This window comes from Halomonas sp. SH5A2 (assembly GCF_014263395.1).
Lineage (GTDB): Bacteria > Pseudomonadota > Gammaproteobacteria > Pseudomonadales > Halomonadaceae > Vreelandella.
Map to the genome: position 1 here is coordinate 2,175,455 of NZ_CP058321.1, position 15,337 is coordinate 2,190,791.

Annotated in this window: 15 protein-coding genes; 4 read left to right on the top strand and 11 right to left on the bottom strand. The window is 57.8% G+C overall.

Going from position 1 to position 15,337, the window contains the following annotated elements:
* Window positions 1-61: 61 nt before the first annotated feature.
* From HXW73_RS10165 to HXW73_RS10200, 8 genes are all read right to left on the bottom strand, one after another.
* Window positions 62-1,021, bottom strand: a complete 960-nt coding sequence (locus HXW73_RS10165) for a septal ring lytic transglycosylase RlpA family protein (RefSeq protein WP_186253002.1) — start codon at window positions 1,019-1,021, stop codon at window positions 62-64.
* Window positions 1,018-2,070, bottom strand: coding sequence for a lytic murein transglycosylase B (mltB, locus tag HXW73_RS10170; protein ID WP_186253003.1), 1,053 nt, complete (start codon window positions 2,068-2,070; stop codon window positions 1,018-1,020). The genes HXW73_RS10165 and mltB overlap by 4 nt, the downstream gene beginning before the upstream one ends.
* A gap of 47 nt (window positions 2,071-2,117) precedes the next feature.
* The gene (rodA, locus tag HXW73_RS10175) at window positions 2,118-3,275 is read right to left on the bottom strand and encodes a rod shape-determining protein RodA (RefSeq protein WP_186253004.1); all 1,158 of its coding nucleotides are present in this window, start codon (window positions 3,273-3,275) and stop codon (window positions 2,118-2,120) included.
* 2 nt (window positions 3,276-3,277) lie between these two features.
* Complete coding sequence (gene mrdA, locus HXW73_RS10180; protein ID WP_186253005.1) at window positions 3,278-5,185, bottom strand: penicillin-binding protein 2; 1,908 nt, start codon at window positions 5,183-5,185, stop codon at window positions 3,278-3,280.
* 54 nt (window positions 5,186-5,239) lie between these two features.
* Window positions 5,240-5,707, bottom strand: a complete 468-nt coding sequence (gene rlmH, locus HXW73_RS10185; RefSeq protein ID WP_186253006.1) for a 23S rRNA (pseudouridine(1915)-N(3))-methyltransferase RlmH — start codon at window positions 5,705-5,707, stop codon at window positions 5,240-5,242.
* Window positions 5,704-6,084, bottom strand: a complete 381-nt coding sequence (gene rsfS, locus HXW73_RS10190; RefSeq protein WP_186253007.1) for a ribosome silencing factor — start codon at window positions 6,082-6,084, stop codon at window positions 5,704-5,706. The genes rlmH and rsfS overlap by 4 nt, the downstream gene beginning before the upstream one ends.
* Before the next feature lie 67 nt (window positions 6,085-6,151).
* On the bottom strand, window positions 6,152-6,805 hold the full coding sequence (gene nadD / locus HXW73_RS10195; protein ID WP_186253008.1) for a nicotinate-nucleotide adenylyltransferase: 654 nt from the start codon (window positions 6,803-6,805) through the stop codon (window positions 6,152-6,154).
* A complete protein-coding gene (locus HXW73_RS10200; RefSeq protein ID WP_186253009.1) occupies window positions 6,802-8,109 on the bottom strand; it encodes a glutamate-5-semialdehyde dehydrogenase in 1,308 nt (435 codons plus the stop codon). Before HXW73_RS10200 ends, nadD begins: the two co-directional genes overlap by 4 nt.
* 232 nt (window positions 8,110-8,341) lie before the next feature.
* Between HXW73_RS10200 and HXW73_RS10205 the strand changes: the two genes are divergently transcribed.
* Together HXW73_RS10205 and HXW73_RS10210 are read left to right on the top strand one after the other, a co-directional pair.
* Entirely contained in the window at window positions 8,342-9,157 is an 816-nt protein-coding gene (locus HXW73_RS10205; RefSeq protein ID WP_342211931.1) for a hypothetical protein, read from the top strand.
* Window positions 9,154-10,086 (top strand): diguanylate cyclase domain-containing protein, encoded by a 933-nt coding sequence (locus HXW73_RS10210; RefSeq protein ID WP_186253011.1) that lies wholly within the window; start codon window positions 9,154-9,156, stop codon window positions 10,084-10,086. Before HXW73_RS10205 ends, HXW73_RS10210 begins: the two co-directional genes overlap by 4 nt.
* A gap of 40 nt (window positions 10,087-10,126) precedes the next feature.
* Here the strand turns inward: HXW73_RS10210 and HXW73_RS10215 are convergent, their stop codons facing one another.
* From HXW73_RS10215 to mpl, 3 genes are read right to left on the bottom strand one after another with little or no spacing between them, the layout of a single operon-like run.
* Entirely contained in the window at window positions 10,127-10,750 is a 624-nt protein-coding gene (locus tag HXW73_RS10215; protein ID WP_186253012.1) for a LysE family translocator, read from the bottom strand.
* A gap of 3 nt (window positions 10,751-10,753) precedes the next feature.
* The gene (locus HXW73_RS10220) at window positions 10,754-11,413 is read right to left on the bottom strand and encodes a flavin prenyltransferase UbiX (RefSeq protein ID WP_186253013.1); all 660 of its coding nucleotides are present in this window, start codon (window positions 11,411-11,413) and stop codon (window positions 10,754-10,756) included.
* Entirely contained in the window at window positions 11,413-12,798 is a 1,386-nt protein-coding gene (gene mpl / locus HXW73_RS10225) for a UDP-N-acetylmuramate:L-alanyl-gamma-D-glutamyl-meso-diaminopimelate ligase (protein ID WP_186253014.1), read from the bottom strand. The genes HXW73_RS10220 and mpl overlap by 1 nt, the downstream gene beginning before the upstream one ends.
* Before the next feature lie 211 nt (window positions 12,799-13,009).
* On the opposite strand from mpl, the gene HXW73_RS10230 reads away from it, so the two are divergent.
* Window positions 13,010-13,396 carry a glutaredoxin family protein gene (locus HXW73_RS10230; RefSeq protein ID WP_186255986.1) on the top strand — a complete coding sequence of 129 codons (387 nt, stop codon included), beginning with the start codon at window positions 13,010-13,012 and terminating at the stop codon, window positions 13,394-13,396.
* A gap of 238 nt (window positions 13,397-13,634) precedes the next feature.
* Window positions 13,635-15,206 carry an ABC transporter substrate-binding protein gene (locus HXW73_RS10235; protein ID WP_186253015.1) on the top strand — a complete coding sequence of 524 codons (1,572 nt, stop codon included), beginning with the start codon at window positions 13,635-13,637 and terminating at the stop codon, window positions 15,204-15,206.
* Window positions 15,207-15,337: the final 131 nt, after the last annotated feature.

A 15,337-nucleotide genomic window follows, 5' to 3' on the forward strand; every position in this document is an offset into this window, starting at 1 on the left:
ATTCTCATTAACTTGAAAAAAAACGCGCCCGGTAGTGCGCGTCTAAAATAACGATGCGTAATTATCGCACGATAAACACATCGGTAAAGCCCGCATCGTGTAACGCTTTGCGAGCGTCACTCTCTTGATCAGCAGCGACCGGCCCCACCTGTACCCGATAAATATCGTCGTCTTGATTCACACGCACATCGTGGGGTACGGCGTTGCTCAGTTGCGAACGCATTTTTTGAGCGTTTTGGGGATCACCTAGTGCAGCTATTTGTAAGTAGACGACCTCGCCACTTGGCTCGCCTGGCGGATTATCTCTGCTGCGCTCTGGCGTTTCAGATGAACTTGCAGTCGCTGTGTCGGGCGCGGGCGCTGACCGAGACGTGTTAGGCGAACGCTGCGCCTGCCACTGCTCGGGGTTTATCGCCTCGACCCTCACCGCGCCGGTGCCTTCATCCAGAATATCCAGCCTGGCGGCTGCCGCGTAGGAAAGGTCAATTTCGCGATCACTGTGGAAAGGGCCGCGGTCATTAACCCTGACAATCACCGACTGTCCGTTACGCTGGTTGGTCACGCGCGCATAGGTAGGCAGCGGTAGCGAACGGTGCGCCGCCGACATTTTGTACATATCATAGATTTCACCGTTCGACGTTGCGTAGCCATGAAACTTTTCACCGTACCAGGAGGCCAGTCCTTGCTTGCTGTACCCGTCGGCATTGGGCAAGACATGATAGGTTTTGCCCCACACCTCGTAGGTTGACCGATTGCCCGCCCGGGAAAGCGGTTCATCGCGGGGAACCGCATCCGGAACGTTAGAGACATCCGGCGGCTCGAGCGGATAGGCATCTCCGCTCATGGCATAACGCCCACCGGCAGTATCACGGTCATTGCTCGACTCGGCACTCGCTTCAGTGCGATTTTGCGCTGGTTGGCTTGAGCCACTCGTCGGTTCGTGACTTGCACAGCCGCTGACGGCCACCAGAATCAAGGCCGCCCAACCTAATTGCTGCCCGACTTTAGCGTAATACTTCATGCGTCATCCTCACCCTGGGGCCTTTGAACGCCCACCTCTTGCACCTCAGCGGCGATGGCTTCCGCCAACTCGGCGACGGCCATGGCATAAAGATGGCTATGATTGTAGCGGGTAATTACGTAAAAATTGTGATCGCCGAGTCGATATGTCAGTTGACCATCGCTCAGGGTAAGCACCAGCGGCGTGACTGAGGCACTTTCATCCAGCGCCACATCGGGTGTGATACCTGCGTTTTCCAACGCCTCCAACGACGTATCGGGGGGTGTTATCTGGTTTGCGGATAGGCCAGATGGCGCAGTTTCAGGCCCCTCGGCTGGGTAATAGACAGCACGCCCTTCTTGCCAGCCGTGCTCGGCAAAATAATTGGCAACGCTGCCAATCGCGTCAACCGGGTTGTTCCAAAGATCGCGCTGCCCGTCGCCGTCGAAGTCAACAGCATAGGCTTGATAGCTGGTCGGAATAAACTGTGGGTAGCCCATTGCCCCGGCGTAGGAGCCCTTGAGGGCCATAGGGTCAACCTGCTGCTCGTGCGCAATCTGCAGAAAGGCCCCTAGTTCACGGGTAAAAAAATCCCCTCGCGTGGGGTGCTCAAAGGCCAATGTCGCCAAGGAGTCAAGTACCGGATGGTCTCCACGATAGCGACCATAATAGGTCTCGACGCCGATAATCGCGGTAATGATGTCGCGGGGAACACCATAAACGTCTTCCGCCTTGGCAAACGCATCCTGATGGGCCTGCTGGAACTCGACGCCTTCTTCAATACGCTGCTGAGTCATAAAAATATCACGGTACTCGTGCCACTCAAGGTGACGCTCGGCGGCCCCCGCCATGGCGTCCAGCACCGATTGACGCAGTTTGGCCTGACGCAACTGTCGGTTTAACCAGTCGCTCGGCAACCCTTCGCCCTCGAGACTTTTCACCAGTGCGCGCGCGCCTGAGTGATGCTCAGGGTCGAAATTCTGGGTGTCCTCTGCCATTAGAGGAAACGCTAAGCCGCCGGCCATAACGCCCAACATGCCGACACCTGCCATCCGTTTGGCTCTACTCATTCACTCACTGCTCCTGTGGGCTGCGCTGTGATTTTCTATCGCTACCGCTAGCGTGGAAGAAGCCGACGATGCGCGTGAATCGACATGAGAATACCGAAACCCACCAGCAAGGTCACGCTTGAGGTGCCGCCATAGCTGACCAACGGCAAAGGCACCCCAACGACCGGCAATATTCCACTCACCATACCGACATTGACAAATACATAGATAAAAAACGTCAGAATAATGCTGCCCGCGACCAGACGGCCAAACGTATTTTGCGACTCGCTTGCCAACCACAGCCCGCGACTCACAATGAGCAGGTACAAGAAGATCAATACCACCATGCCGATAAGGCCAACTTCTTCGCCCAGCACAGCGACAATAAAGTCGGTATGACGCTCGGGCAGAAACTCCAATTGAGATTGCGTTCCTTCAAGCCATCCTTTTCCAAAAACACCACCGCTACCAATGGCAGTCGTTGACTGGATGATATTCCAGCCCGAACCCAGCGGATCCGTCTCCGGGTTCAGGAACGTCAGTATGCGCTGCCGCTGATAGTTATGCAGGTTCATCCATAGCAAGGGAAAGCCTGAAGCTAATAGCACACACACCAGCCCGATCAACCGCCACGACAAACCGGCCAGCAGCACAACAATGATCGCCGCGCTGGCAACCAACAGGGATGTCCCCAAATCAGGCTGGGCCGCAATTAGTGCCACGGGCAAACCAATAATCAACCCGCAGACAGCGATATCTCTCAACCTGGGAGGAAGTTCGCACCGATAGAGATACGCCGCCACCATCATGGGGACAGCCAGCTTCATCATCTCCGAGGGTTGAAAGCGTATGACACCTGGGATTTCTAGCCAGCGCTGGGCGCCCATGCCAATGTCACCGACCAGCTCTACGGCTACCAGCATCAGAACGCCAATCCCGTAAGCCACGGGTGCCCAGCGTAGGAAAAAAATCGGCGAAAACTGGGCCACCACCACCATCGCCACCAGCGCAACACCAAAGCGAATAGCTTGGGCAATGACCACATTCATGCTCTGGCCAGAGGCGCTATAGATCACCAACAGGCCACTGCCCATCAGGATCAGAAGGAGGCCCAGTAGCCAGGGGTCAATATGAATGCGCTCCCAGATACTGCGGCGCTTGGGGATACCGCCGCTGGGTCGCACCGGACGACCGCGCATTGACCGGATTAAGGCCTGCCATGGCATGGTCAGTTACCCTCCACGTTGCTGTTATCGGTTTCCAGTGTTTCGCGCACTTCATCGACTTCGGGGGCGTCGTCGTCCAGCAGCCATTCATCGGTCATCGCCCTTGCTAGGTGAGCTGCGTGGGTACTCCCGCCACCGGCATTTTCAACGATCACCGAAACGGCAATTTGCGGGTCTTCAATAGGCGCGAAGGCGATGAAAAGCGCATGGTCACGCAGGCGTTCTTCGAGCTCGTCAGCGTCGTAGCGCTGATCCTGGCCCAGCGAAAACACCTGCGCTGTCCCTGACTTACCTCCCATGCGGTATTCAAGGCCCTCGCCGGTACGACGCGCGGTTCCTTCACTGCCGCTGACCACCTTTTCCATACCGCTGAACACGCTGTCCCACCAGCTGTCTTGTGCCAGGTTGATATCGTCCGGGGTGTCGGGCAGATCGAGCTCCAGCGGCGTATCGCCAATTTGTCGCGCCATACGAGGCTTCACCCACTGCCCACGGTTGGCCAACGTGGCCGTTGCGGTGGCCAACTGCAGCGGCGTAACCTGCCAGTAACCCTGGCCGATGCCCACGGAGAGCGTCTCACCTGGATACCAGGACTGGTTAAAGCGCTCGCGCTTCCACTCACGCGACGGCATCAAGCCTGAGCTTTGACTCTGAACGTCATGCGCAACGCGCTGACCAAACCCGAAGTTGGTCATTTGCTCGTGGAGGCTATCAATGCCCATTTCGTGGGCTAGCGAGTAATAAAAGGTATTGTTGGAAACCGCTATCGAGCGCTCCAGATCCACACGGCCATGCCCCCAGCGCAGCCAATTGCGATAGCGCCGTGAATCATTGGGCAATTGATAATAACCAGGGTCGTTGATGGTGGTATCGGGGGTGATCGCCCCATCGACAAGCCCGCCAAGCGCGAGGAAAGGCTTGATTGTCGAACCGGGCGGGTAGTGGCCGCGCGTCGCCCGGTTGAACAGCGGCAGATTCAGGTTTTCCTGTAGCGCTTGATACGAGGCCCTGTCGATACCGGTGACAAACTGATTACTGTCAAAGCCGGGCGTTGACACCATGGCCAGTATCTCGCCACTGCCTGGCTCGATGGCGACGATTGAACCACGGCGACCATCCATCAATTCGTAAGCCAGCATCTGCAGCGACGAATCAAGCGTCAGCGTCAAATCCTTGCCGGGCACGGGGTCGGTGCGCCCAAGCTCACGCAGCACACGCCCACGGGCGTTGGTTTCAACCCTGCGCAAGCCTGCCTGGCCGTGCAGTTCATCCTCGTAAAACCGCTCGATGCCGGTTTTACCGATAAAGTGTGTGCCGGCATAGCGGGTGGCATCCAGGTTGGCTAACTCTTCAGCGTTGATTCGCCCGACGTAACCCAGCGCATGCGCCATCACTTCAGCATCGGGGTAATAACGCAATAACTGCGCTTCGACTTCCACCCCTGGTAGCTGATGGCGGTTAACGGCTAACCGGGCAATCTGCTCCTCACTGAGGTCGCTGGCCAGCAGGACAGGTTGAAAGGGGCGCTGCCATTGCTGAGAGCGCTCATAGAAAGTGCTGGTTTCTTCGCCGTTGAGTTCAAGGAGTTCGACCAGGAGTTTCAGGGTTTCGTCGACGTTTTCCGAGCGCTCGCGTACCAACGTCAGGTTGTAGGTGGGCCGGTTTTCCGCCAGCAACACACCGTTGCGGTCGTATATCAACCCACGGTTCGGCGGAAGGGGCTCAACGCGCACACGGTTTTTTTCAGAGCGCGTGCTGTAAACATCGTGCTGAACGACCTGCAGATAGGCCAGGCGTCCGACCAACAGGCTCGTCAAGGCCACCACAACCACAAAGGCCAATAGCGCTCTGGCACGAAAAATCCGCAGTTCTTGCTCGGTGTTCTTAAGCTTGTCGGAGCGCGGTGGCATAGCGATGACTAACTCTCATTCAATCGATGACGGGCATCCAGCTGTCTGAATAACTCAACGATGGTAGGGATGCCCGACCAGCAGCGTCCAGGCGCGATAGAGCTGCTCGGCGAGCATAATGCGCACCAACGGATGAGGTAAGGTGAGCGGCGATAACGACCAGCGCTGCGCGGCGATCGCCGACACAGCAGGGTCAAGACCATCGGGACCGCCAACCAGCAGCACCACATCCTGGCCTTGCAGCCGCCAGCCGTCGGCTTGCCGGGCGAGCTGCTCGGTGGTCCAGGCATTGCCATTGACCTCCAGCGCCACCACATGCTCGTTGCCCCGCAGCTTGCTGCGAATGCGTTCCGCCTCTTGTTCCCGAGCCCGGGCAATGTCGGCATTTTTACCACGCTGCCCAAGCGCCACCTCTTCGATCTCCAGGCTGAAGTCTTTCGGCAGGCGCTTGCGGTACGTTTCTACGCCCTCTTCCACCCAGGCTGGCATTTTACTGCCCACCGCCAACAGGCGGATTTTCATGACATGCTGGCCGGCTCGTCACTTAGCGAAAGCTCACGCAGCCCCGTGTCGCTTGGCAAGTCAGCCCACAAACGCTCCAGGTCATACAGGGCACGTGCTTCAGGCAGCATGACGTGAACAATCACGTCGCTCAGGTCGACAAGCACCCAGTCGGCGTTATCTCCCCCCTCAACGCCCCGCGGAGAAAGCCCGGCGGCTTTGGCTTTTTCCACCACATTCTGGGCCAAGGCAGCCACATGGCGGGTTGACGTACCGCTGGCAATCAACATGATATCGGCAACGTCGGTCAGCCCAGCGACATCCAACTGTGCGATGTCGCGAGCCTTAAGTTCTTCCAGCGCATCAAGCGCTACGCTTTTTAATGTATCGATGTGCATATCTCCTAACGATAACCCCGTGTAATGCGCTTTTTGAAGCGGGCCATTGTAACGACTAATAAGCTGACTACCAGCGCTGATACAGCCCTTCGCGTAAAATGGTGTTTTCCACCGCCTCGGGTACCAGAAAGCGTACACTTTTATCCTGACCCAGCCATTGGCGAATCTGGGTCGCCGAAATGGCCATCGCAGACGGCAACGTGACGCGTAATACCTTCCCGTGAGGTGAGGCCATTAAGCGGGACACGCTATCGACTTCACGCTCGCCCAGCAGTTCCATGAGGGGCGTCGACGGTGCATCGGCATGGCCTGGTCGGGCGATCACCACCAGGTGGGCAAACGCAAACAGCTGTTCAGGCTTGTGCCATTGATCAAGTCGCAAAAATGCGTCCCAGCCAATGGCCATGACCAGCCGCGCCTGTTCGCCGTACTCATCTCGCAACGAACGCAGCGTATCCACGCTGTAGGAAGGACCATCGCGCTCAAGCTCTCGCGCATCGGCCTTGAGACCCGATGTATCACCAATGGCCGTTTGTAACAGGGCGAGACGCTGTTGCGGCGATACCTGAGGCGTATCGCGCAAGGGTGGCTGCGGTGCGGGTATCATGTGGACCGTATCCAGCCCCAAGGCATCACGCAGCTCTACCGCGCTACGCAAATGGCCGTTATGCACCGGATCAAAGGTGCCGCCGAGCATGGCAATACGTACCGGCCGGGTCATTCACGCACCTGGCCGCTACCCATGACCACGTATTTCTGGGTGGTCAAACCTTCAAGCCCTACCGGCCCACGGGCATGTAGCTTATCCGTGGAGATACCGATTTCAGCCCCCAGGCCATACTCGAACCCATCGGCGAAGCGTGTCGAGGCATTAACCACCACCGAGCTTGAGTCGACTTCGGCCATAAAACGGCGGGCCAGCGAATAGTCTTCGGTCACGATGGCATCGGTGTGATGCGAACCATAACGTTCAATATGGGCAATCGCCTCGTCGATGTCGTTGACAACCTTGATCGCAAGTATCGGTGCGAGGTATTCGGCATACCAGTCATCGTCGCTTGCCGGAAGCGCCTGGGGATGCAGCGCCCGGGTTTGCTCGCAGCCGCGCAACTCGACCTCGTGCTCGGCATATTGACGGGCCAACTCGGGCAGCAAGCGATCGGCAATCGCCGCATCCACCAGCAACGTTTCCATGGTATTGCAGGTGCCATAGCGGTGGGTTTTGGCATTGACCGCAATCGCCAGCGCCTTGGCCGGGTCTGCTAGACTGTGAATATAGACATGACAGACACCGTCGAGATGCTTGATGACCGGCACTTTCGCCTCACGGGAAATACGCTCAATAAGCGACTTGCCGCCGCGCGGAATAATCACGTCGATATAATCGGGCATAGTGATCATGGCCCCGACCGCTGCGCGGTCACTCGTAGCCACCACCTGAACGCTACCGGCTGGCAGTCCTGCATCACCCAGCCCTTCCTGGATACAGCGGCTAATGGCCGCATTGGACGCACGCGCCTCGGAGCCACCCCGCAGCACACAGGCATTGCCGGCTTTAAGACATAAGCTCGCGGCTTCGAGGGTCACGTTAGGGCGCGACTCGTAGATGATGCCGATCACGCCCAGGGGAACGCGCATTTTTCCCACCTGAATACCGCTCGGGCGATAGCGCATGTCACTGATTTCACCCACCGGGTCAGGCAGCGCGGCCACCTGGTTCAGCCCCTCGATCATGGCGTCGATACGCGCATCACTGAGGGCCAGACGATCCAGTAACGCCGCGTCCAGACCGTTTTCCTGCCCTCTTGCCAGGTCTTCACTGTTGGCCGCCAGCACATCCGCACGGGCCGCATCCAGGCGCGCGGCCATGGCATACAGCGCACGGTTTTTCTGGCCTGAATCAGCGCGGCGCAGTTCACTCGCCGCCTGGCGAGCGGCTTTGCCAAGCGATTGCATGTAGGCCGCGACATCGCCAGCCTCAAGGGATAGCTTTGCATCGGCGTCGAACGATGTTGAAACGCTCATGCGATCTCCATAAATTCCTCGGTGGGCATAAGCCACTCGGTCATATTTAGCCTCTAGGTTAAGCGGCGTGCTAAGCTACTTTAACGCTATACTAAGGGCTTATTTAACACTTTTCGCCACGTTTATGATGACGATTTTACGCATATCACGCTCACCATCACGTATCTCTATTAAGGGTTGATAGTAAGCCACCATGCAGAATAAATACAAAATCCGTCTATTAAGAGCCAATTTGTTGGCAGCGGCCGTGGCGCTGGCCCTATGGACACCCTCTGCACCGCCGTCTGCGGCGCTGGTGTTGTGGCTTTCAGTCGGCTGGTTGTTTATCACCGCCCTGCTGCTGGACTTCAGCCACCGCTATTCGCGGGGTCGCCCTTGGCAGCTGTTGCCGGGCGCGCTTTTACTCGGGCTGATTGCCGCCGCACCGGAGCGCCACGGCCTGCTGATCTGGGCATGGGCGGCCCTGTTCATGTTACCGCAAATGAGCTGGGTAGCCGCATTCAACATAAGCGCTGCCCTACTGAGCAGTGTACTAATTGCACCACAGTCATCGACACCCGCCTGGCTATTGATGGTTATTGCACTGGCGATCCTGTGCGTTCTGGCCCTGGCACGGGCGCAACAGCTGATCGATATGAACGGGGCGATTCGCCAACGGTTGCGACTCGTTCCAGGCCTGAACCTGTGGGCTGGCGAGCAGCTAGTGAGGGACATCCAGCGGGAACAGACGCGTTGCGCGCGGGAAGGCATTTATGGCGAACTCATCGTCCTGCATGTAAAACGCCACCAGCTTTGGCCGACAGCCAAAAAGCTCTGCGAACTTACCCACGACTTCGAGAATGTGTACCGTCTCGATGGCACGACCTTGGCAACGTTAATGCTGTCACGCTCGGCACTCGAAGCGCATGAGCGTTACCAGTCGTTAATCAATGCGTTACCCGACAACACTATCGCCAACCCGATCGAATTAATGGATGTGCCCCCCAATCCCTCAACACTGGTAACGCTGACCCAACGACAGGCAGGTGAATTGCGAGGCCAGCCATGACCCAGCATCATTTCCCACGACAGTTGGTGACGCTGGCGTATATAGCCAGCATCGTCTTGATGGGCAGCTATGCTGTTTGGCTGTATGCCATGGGCGAGTATCGCGACCTAGTGGTCCCCAGCTTTATGGTTCTGCTGCTGTTGGCCGCCTTTCTGCTCCATCTGGGCCAGGACATGCGCGCTCACCTGCCGAGGCTGGTGCTGCTTTTTTGCACCTACGCGAGCGTCATCGCCGCGCTCTATTATCAACCCGACACCTCGCTGATCTGGATCGGCTTGCCGATGACCGCCGCTTTCCTGCTGCTTCCGCTGATGGGAGCGGTCGTGTTGCACCTTGTATTGATCCCGCTGTGGTGGCTGATGCCTGCGCTAGCCCAAGCATCGCCCACCCTGGTGATGGGTTACGTGGCGCTGGGGCTTTTGCTTGCACTGCCGCGCTGGGAGCATGCCCGACGTCGCGCCCTGCTGCGCGCTACCGACCCCAATGACAGCGAGTGCGACGCCTACCACATCGATACGCTAAAAGAGCGTTTGCACAGTGAATACCAGCGCGCCGATATGCTCAACCAGCGCTTGGCGGTATTGGTTATCCACTTACCCCAACGCGACATGGCGGAGGAGCAGTTCGGCGCCCGCGCCGCCCAGGCATTGCTAAGCACCTTGTGTACCGAGGTGTATAGCTGCTGCCGTGACCACGACCTGCTGGGACGTGCCGACAACGCCACCTTTTGGCTAGTGTTACCCGATACCAGCGAAAGCGGTGCGCTACTGGTTCGGGACCGACTTCAGCGCGCGCTGTCCCGGCGTGTGCTGGTCGAAACCGGACAGTGCGAGGCGCGCATTGCTGCGTGCCTGCCCTGCCCCAAAGAAAATTTTGAACACTACCTGCAGCGCCTGGAAAACCGGGGCAACGCACTGGCGACGCCCTAACAGACGAATAGCCCTGATTGACTTATTGTTCGCTCAGCCCTTATCCCAGCGCCAGCCATATACCCACGCCGATCATCAAGGTGCCGGCGATGCGGTTCAACAGGCGGACATTGCCGCTTTTACCCAGCACACGACGCAATGTTTTCCCGCCGGTGGCATAGACCAGCATACTGGCAAATTCGATGGTCAATATCACCGCAATCAACAGAATCAGTTGCTGACCGAGAGGCCGGCTGCTATCCAGGAAAGGCGGCAACAGCACCATGAAAAACGCCCAGCCTTTGGGGTTGGCGACGGCCGTTAAAAACCCCTGGAGCGCCAATTGCCACCGCCCTGCCGGTGGGCCAGCTTCAAGCTCATTGGGTATCGCCATACGTCCCCTGGAACGCCACATCATGATGCCGATGTAGGCCAGGTATGCACCGCCCACCCATTTAAACGCCATAAACAACGCTGGCTGGCGTAGCATCAGTGCCGCCACGCCTGCGCCTGCCGCCGCGGCTACCAGCCCGACCCCGATCAATTCGCCGATCATCATCCAGAGCGCGCGCTTCACACCCTGGGTCATCCCCAGGACCATCGCCAGCGTCATGCACATACCCGGCGTTAACGACACCAGCAAAAACGTCGGCACAAATACCGAGAGCATGGCCCAAGACATCATTGACTATCCATCCTTGGTGGTTGAAGCAGACGATTGATCTTCTCCCCAGCGGGGCATCAGTTGGTGGTCAATGCCCAACTGATTGAGAATGCGGGCCACAATAAAATCGATTAAATCATCAATCGATTGAGGACGATGGTAGAAACCGGGCGCTGCTGGCAAGATGACGACGCCAAGCCGACTCAGGGCCAGCATGTGTTCAAGATGAATGGGAGAAAACGGGCTTTCCCGCGGCACCATCACCAGCGTACGCCGCTCCTTCACGGCCACGTCAGCCGCGCGCTCGATCAAATTGTTACTGGCACCGGTGGCCACGGCCGACAGCGTGCCCGTCGAACACGGGCAGATCACCATGGCAGAAGGCGCGCCTGACCCTGACGCCACAGGCGCCATCCAGTCTTCACGACCAAAACAGCGAATTTGCCCCGCCGCCGCACCGCTGCGCTCGCTCAGCGCCTCGGCGAGCCGCTCTGGCTGTGCGGGCAGGGTAATCTCGGTTTCGGTGGCGATCACCATATGGGCAGCCTTGGAGATCATCACCCAGACTTCATGATTGGCGGCGACCAGCACATCAATCAGCCGAAGCCCGTACTGTGCCCCCGAGGCACCGGTCAGCGCGACGGTGACTGGTGGCTTTAAAACCGCTGTTGTCGCGCTGGCCATTACGCCTCCTCCCTGGCGGCTAATGCGCTTATCAAGCGCTCATGAACACCCTCGAAGCTGCCGTTCGACATCACCACAATACGGTCCTGAGGTAACGCTTGCATGACGACGGCGTTCACCAGCGCGTCAATATCATCGTAAAGCGTCGAGTGCGCCTGGGCGTCCACCAGCGTCTCCATCGACCAGGCCACGCTTGGCGGCTGAAACCAGAATACTGCATCAGCTTGCGCCACGCTTTCCGTCAGACGTTCACGCATTGCCCCCAACCGCATGGTATTGGAGCGCGGCTCTATGACCGCCAGCAGGCGCCCTTTTGTCGTTGCCGCCCTGAGGCCCTGAAGGGTCGCCGCAATGGCGGTGGGATGATGGGCAAAATCATCGATGACCTGAATGCCGTTGACCTCACCCCGCACCTCCTGACGACGGCGTGGCGTTTCAAAGCGCGCAAGCGCGGCACAGCCGCGCGCCAGGTCGACCCCGCACTGCCAGGCCGCGGCCAATGCGGCCAACGCATTGCGCGCATTGTGCTCGCCGGTTAGGGCCCACTCCACCACACCATCTTCTTCCACCTTGCTTTCAGGATCTCGATAGATGACCTGGAAGCGGCTTGCATCGGCGCGCTCGCTGCGCAACTGCCAGGCGCTATCCGGGTGGTCGCCTACATAATCCACCGGCGTCCACACGCCCTGCTCCAGCACGCGCTCAAGCGCGGGCTGTCGATCAGCCACCAACAGGCGCCCCTTGCCGGGCACGGTGCGCACCAGATGATGAAATTGGCGCTCGATGGCGGCAAGGTCGGGAAAGATATCCGCGTGGTCGTATTCCAGGTTATGCAGTATGGCGATGTCCGGGCGATAGTGAACAAACTTGGACCGCTTATCGAAAAACGCCGTGTCGTACTCGTCCGCCTCCACCACAAACGGCGCATCGGGAGCGCCCAGCCGGGCCGAGACGTTGAAATTACGCGGCACGCCGCCAATCAGAAATCCCGGCGATAGCCCCGCGCTTTCCAGCAGCCAGGCTAACAGGCTCGCGGTGGTGGTTTTACCATGCGTGCCCGCCACAGCGATCACCCGCCGCCCCGGCAAGACGTGCTCTGCCAGCCACTGGGCGCCAGACGTGTAGGGGAGACCGCTATTCAGCAAGACTTCGACTTCCTCATTGCCACGGGAAAGCGCATTGCCTACCACCACCATGTCGGGGGCTGGCTGCAGGTGCTCAGCCCGGTAGCCTTCCATCAGGCTGATCCCCGCTTCTTCCAGTTGGGTGCTCATCGGCGGATAGACATTGGCGTCAGAGCCGCTCACCTGGTGGCCCAACTCCCGGGCGAGCAGCGCCAAACTGCCCATGAAAGTACCGCAAATTCCAATAATGTGCAGATGCATCGCTACGCCTCTAAACAACCCCAAAACAGCTCGCAAGCCTAGCACGCCCAGCCATTTGGCTCACCTGTCTTAAACAGCGACCATAGCGCAAGGTAACCATCCTCCAGTGACAACGTCGTTTAGATGTTGCACGATGCCCGATCAATCAAAACGCTTACGCTTCCCGCTACTCAACCGAGACGGCAAGTACGAATACGACGAGGGTTACTTTATGCGCATACTGATACGCTACTTTTTTCGCGGCCTCCGCGTGGTGCTCGCCCCCATCATGCTGATTTCCGAGAAACTCTCGACGCCCCAGGCGGTAAAACGGTCGCCTGAAGAACAGGCTAAAGTAGATGAAGCATGCAACAGCCTGGCGCTGTATCAGTTCCGCACCTGCCCGTTTTGTATCAAGGTGCGTAAGGAAATGGCTCGTTTGGGGCTGACGATTGAAAAACGTGATGCCCAGTTGGATCCTGACCACAAAAAAGCACTGCAGGAAGGCGGCGGCCGCGTCAAAGTGCCGTGCTTGAAAATTGCCCACGATGATGGACGCGAAGAATGGCTGTATGAATCTGATGAGATCAATCGCTGGCTACATCAGCGGTTTGCTTAACTACTCCTTTCGTCGCATCTCCCCTCCGTAACGCTCGCCACAGCCTGCCTCATTCATATGCTGAATGAGGTCAGTCATTATTTCGATTGTAGAGAGCCATTGCCTCTCACTATGTTAGATGCATAGCTTTCGAGCTGACCGTGTCTGTTTTGCTGCTTTGAACACGTCTCCGTAACGTCTTCAAACCCAGAGAAAAAGCAGCAAAGCAAATAAACAATATCCTTTACAGGGAACGATAATGACGTTTAAAAAAACGCTACTGGCTTCTGTGATTGGTGCCACATTAACGGGCACCGCTCTCCTACCCTCGATTGCAAGCGCTGAAACCCTGCGCATTGGCTATACGGCCGACCCCGAAACGCTGGACATACACGAACAGCTTTCAGGTGGCATGCTGCGCTTTTCGCACCTCGCGTTTGATCCGCTGGTCCGTTGGACCAAGAACTTCGAGTTCGAGCCGCGCTTGGCAACCGAATGGGAGCAGGTGGATGAAACCACCATGCGTATGACGCTGCGTGAGGGTGTCACCTTCCACTCCGGCAACGAATTCACCGCCGACGATGTGGTCTGGACCATCGAACGTCTCAAAGAAAGCCCCGACTACCGCGGCATTTTTGAACCGGTAGAAAGCGCCGAGGCCATTGACGACACGACCGTCGAGATCAAGACCAGCGAGCCTTACCCGCTGATGCTGAACATCGCCACCTATATCTTCCCGATGGATAGCCAGTTCTATACCGGTGAAACCGAAGATGGCGATCCAAAAAGCGAAATCGTCAAAGCTGGTGACTCTTACGCCTCGCGCAATGTGTCAGGTACTGGGCCCTTCATTGTTACCGACCGCCGCCAAGGGGTGCGCGTTGAATTCGAGCGCTTCGAAGACTACTGGGACACCGAAAGCGAAGGTAACGTATCGCGCATCGAGCTGACGCCGATTTCCGAAAACGCCTCGAGGGTCGCTGCCCTGCTATCCGGCGGTGTCGACTTTATTGATGCCGTGCCGCCCAATGATCTTGAGCGCGTACGCGAGGCTGAAGATGTCAATCTGGTTGAGGTTGACGGTACGCGTATTATTGGCTTCCAGATGAATGAAGAACGCGTTGAAGCCTTCCAGGATGCCCGCGTTCGCCAGGCGGTCGATTTGGCCATTAATCAGGAAGGCATTGCCGACCGCTTGATGCGCGGCTTCGCTAACCCGGCGGGTCAGTTCTCTCCCGAGGGCTACTCAGGCCACAATCCTGACCTGACACCGCGCTATGATGTCGAGCGTGCTAAGGAGCTGATGGCCGAAGCCGGTTACGAGGAAGGCTTCGAGATCGACATGATCGCGCCAAACAACCGCTACGTTAACGACGCCCAAATCGCTCAGGCGGTTGCCAACATGCTGGCGCGTATCAACATCGACGTTGACCTGCGCACCATGCCGCTGGCCCAGTACTGGCCGGAGTACGACACGCGCGAGTCCGATATGGCGATGATCGGCTGGCACGCGGATACCGAAGACACCGCAAACTTCTTCCAATACCTCTCCTTCTGTATTGATGAAGAAACCGGTGCCGGTCAGTACAACTACGGCAGCTACTGCAACGAAGAAATCGACCAGCTAGTCACCGACGCTGACAGCGAAACCGACGTTGAAAAACGTAACGAAATGCTGCGTGAAGCCGAAGCCATGCTCTACGAAGATGTCGGCTACATCACGTTGCACTGGCAGAACCTTGCCTACGCTGCCGCTGAAGGGGTCGAGATCGAGCCAGTAGTCAACGCCCTTGACTTCCCTTACCTTGGCGATCTCGTCATTGATCGTTAATTCCCCCATCACCCGCTAGGCAAAGACGCAAGGACGCTTCGCTCTCCAAGTGATTTGGAGGGCGAAGCTATTTTGTTGCCATTTGCCCTTCGGTGGTGTTGTTGAACCTGAGTGACACATAGGTGGCGCAC

Coding starts and splice junctions, on each gene's coding strand:
- HXW73_RS10230 (WP_186255986.1), top strand. CDS start 13,010: ATGCGCATACTGATACGCTACTTTTTTCGCGGCCTCCGCGTGGTGCTC.
- mrdA (WP_186253005.1), bottom strand. CDS start 5,185: ATGCCACCGCGCTCCGACAAGCTTAAGAACACCGAGCAAGAACTGCGG.
- HXW73_RS10215 (WP_186253012.1), bottom strand. CDS start 10,750: ATGATGTCTTGGGCCATGCTCTCGGTATTTGTGCCGACGTTTTTGCTG.
- mpl (WP_186253014.1), bottom strand. CDS start 12,798: ATGCATCTGCACATTATTGGAATTTGCGGTACTTTCATGGGCAGTTTG.
- HXW73_RS10165 (WP_186253002.1), bottom strand. CDS start 1,021: ATGAAGTATTACGCTAAAGTCGGGCAGCAATTAGGTTGGGCGGCCTTG.
- rsfS (WP_186253007.1), bottom strand. CDS start 6,084: ATGCACATCGATACATTAAAAAGCGTAGCGCTTGATGCGCTGGAAGAA.
- HXW73_RS10235 (WP_186253015.1), top strand. CDS start 13,635: ATGACGTTTAAAAAAACGCTACTGGCTTCTGTGATTGGTGCCACATTA.
- HXW73_RS10200 (WP_186253009.1), bottom strand. CDS start 8,109: ATGAGCGTTTCAACATCGTTCGACGCCGATGCAAAGCTATCCCTTGAG.
- HXW73_RS10220 (WP_186253013.1), bottom strand. CDS start 11,413: ATGGCCAGCGCGACAACAGCGGTTTTAAAGCCACCAGTCACCGTCGCG.
- nadD (WP_186253008.1), bottom strand. CDS start 6,805: ATGACCCGGCCGGTACGTATTGCCATGCTCGGCGGCACCTTTGATCCG.
- rodA (WP_186253004.1), bottom strand. CDS start 3,275: ATGCCATGGCAGGCCTTAATCCGGTCAATGCGCGGTCGTCCGGTGCGA.
- HXW73_RS10210 (WP_186253011.1), top strand. CDS start 9,154: ATGACCCAGCATCATTTCCCACGACAGTTGGTGACGCTGGCGTATATA.
- mltB (WP_186253003.1), bottom strand. CDS start 2,070: ATGAGTAGAGCCAAACGGATGGCAGGTGTCGGCATGTTGGGCGTTATG.
- rlmH (WP_186253006.1), bottom strand. CDS start 5,707: ATGAAAATCCGCCTGTTGGCGGTGGGCAGTAAAATGCCAGCCTGGGTG.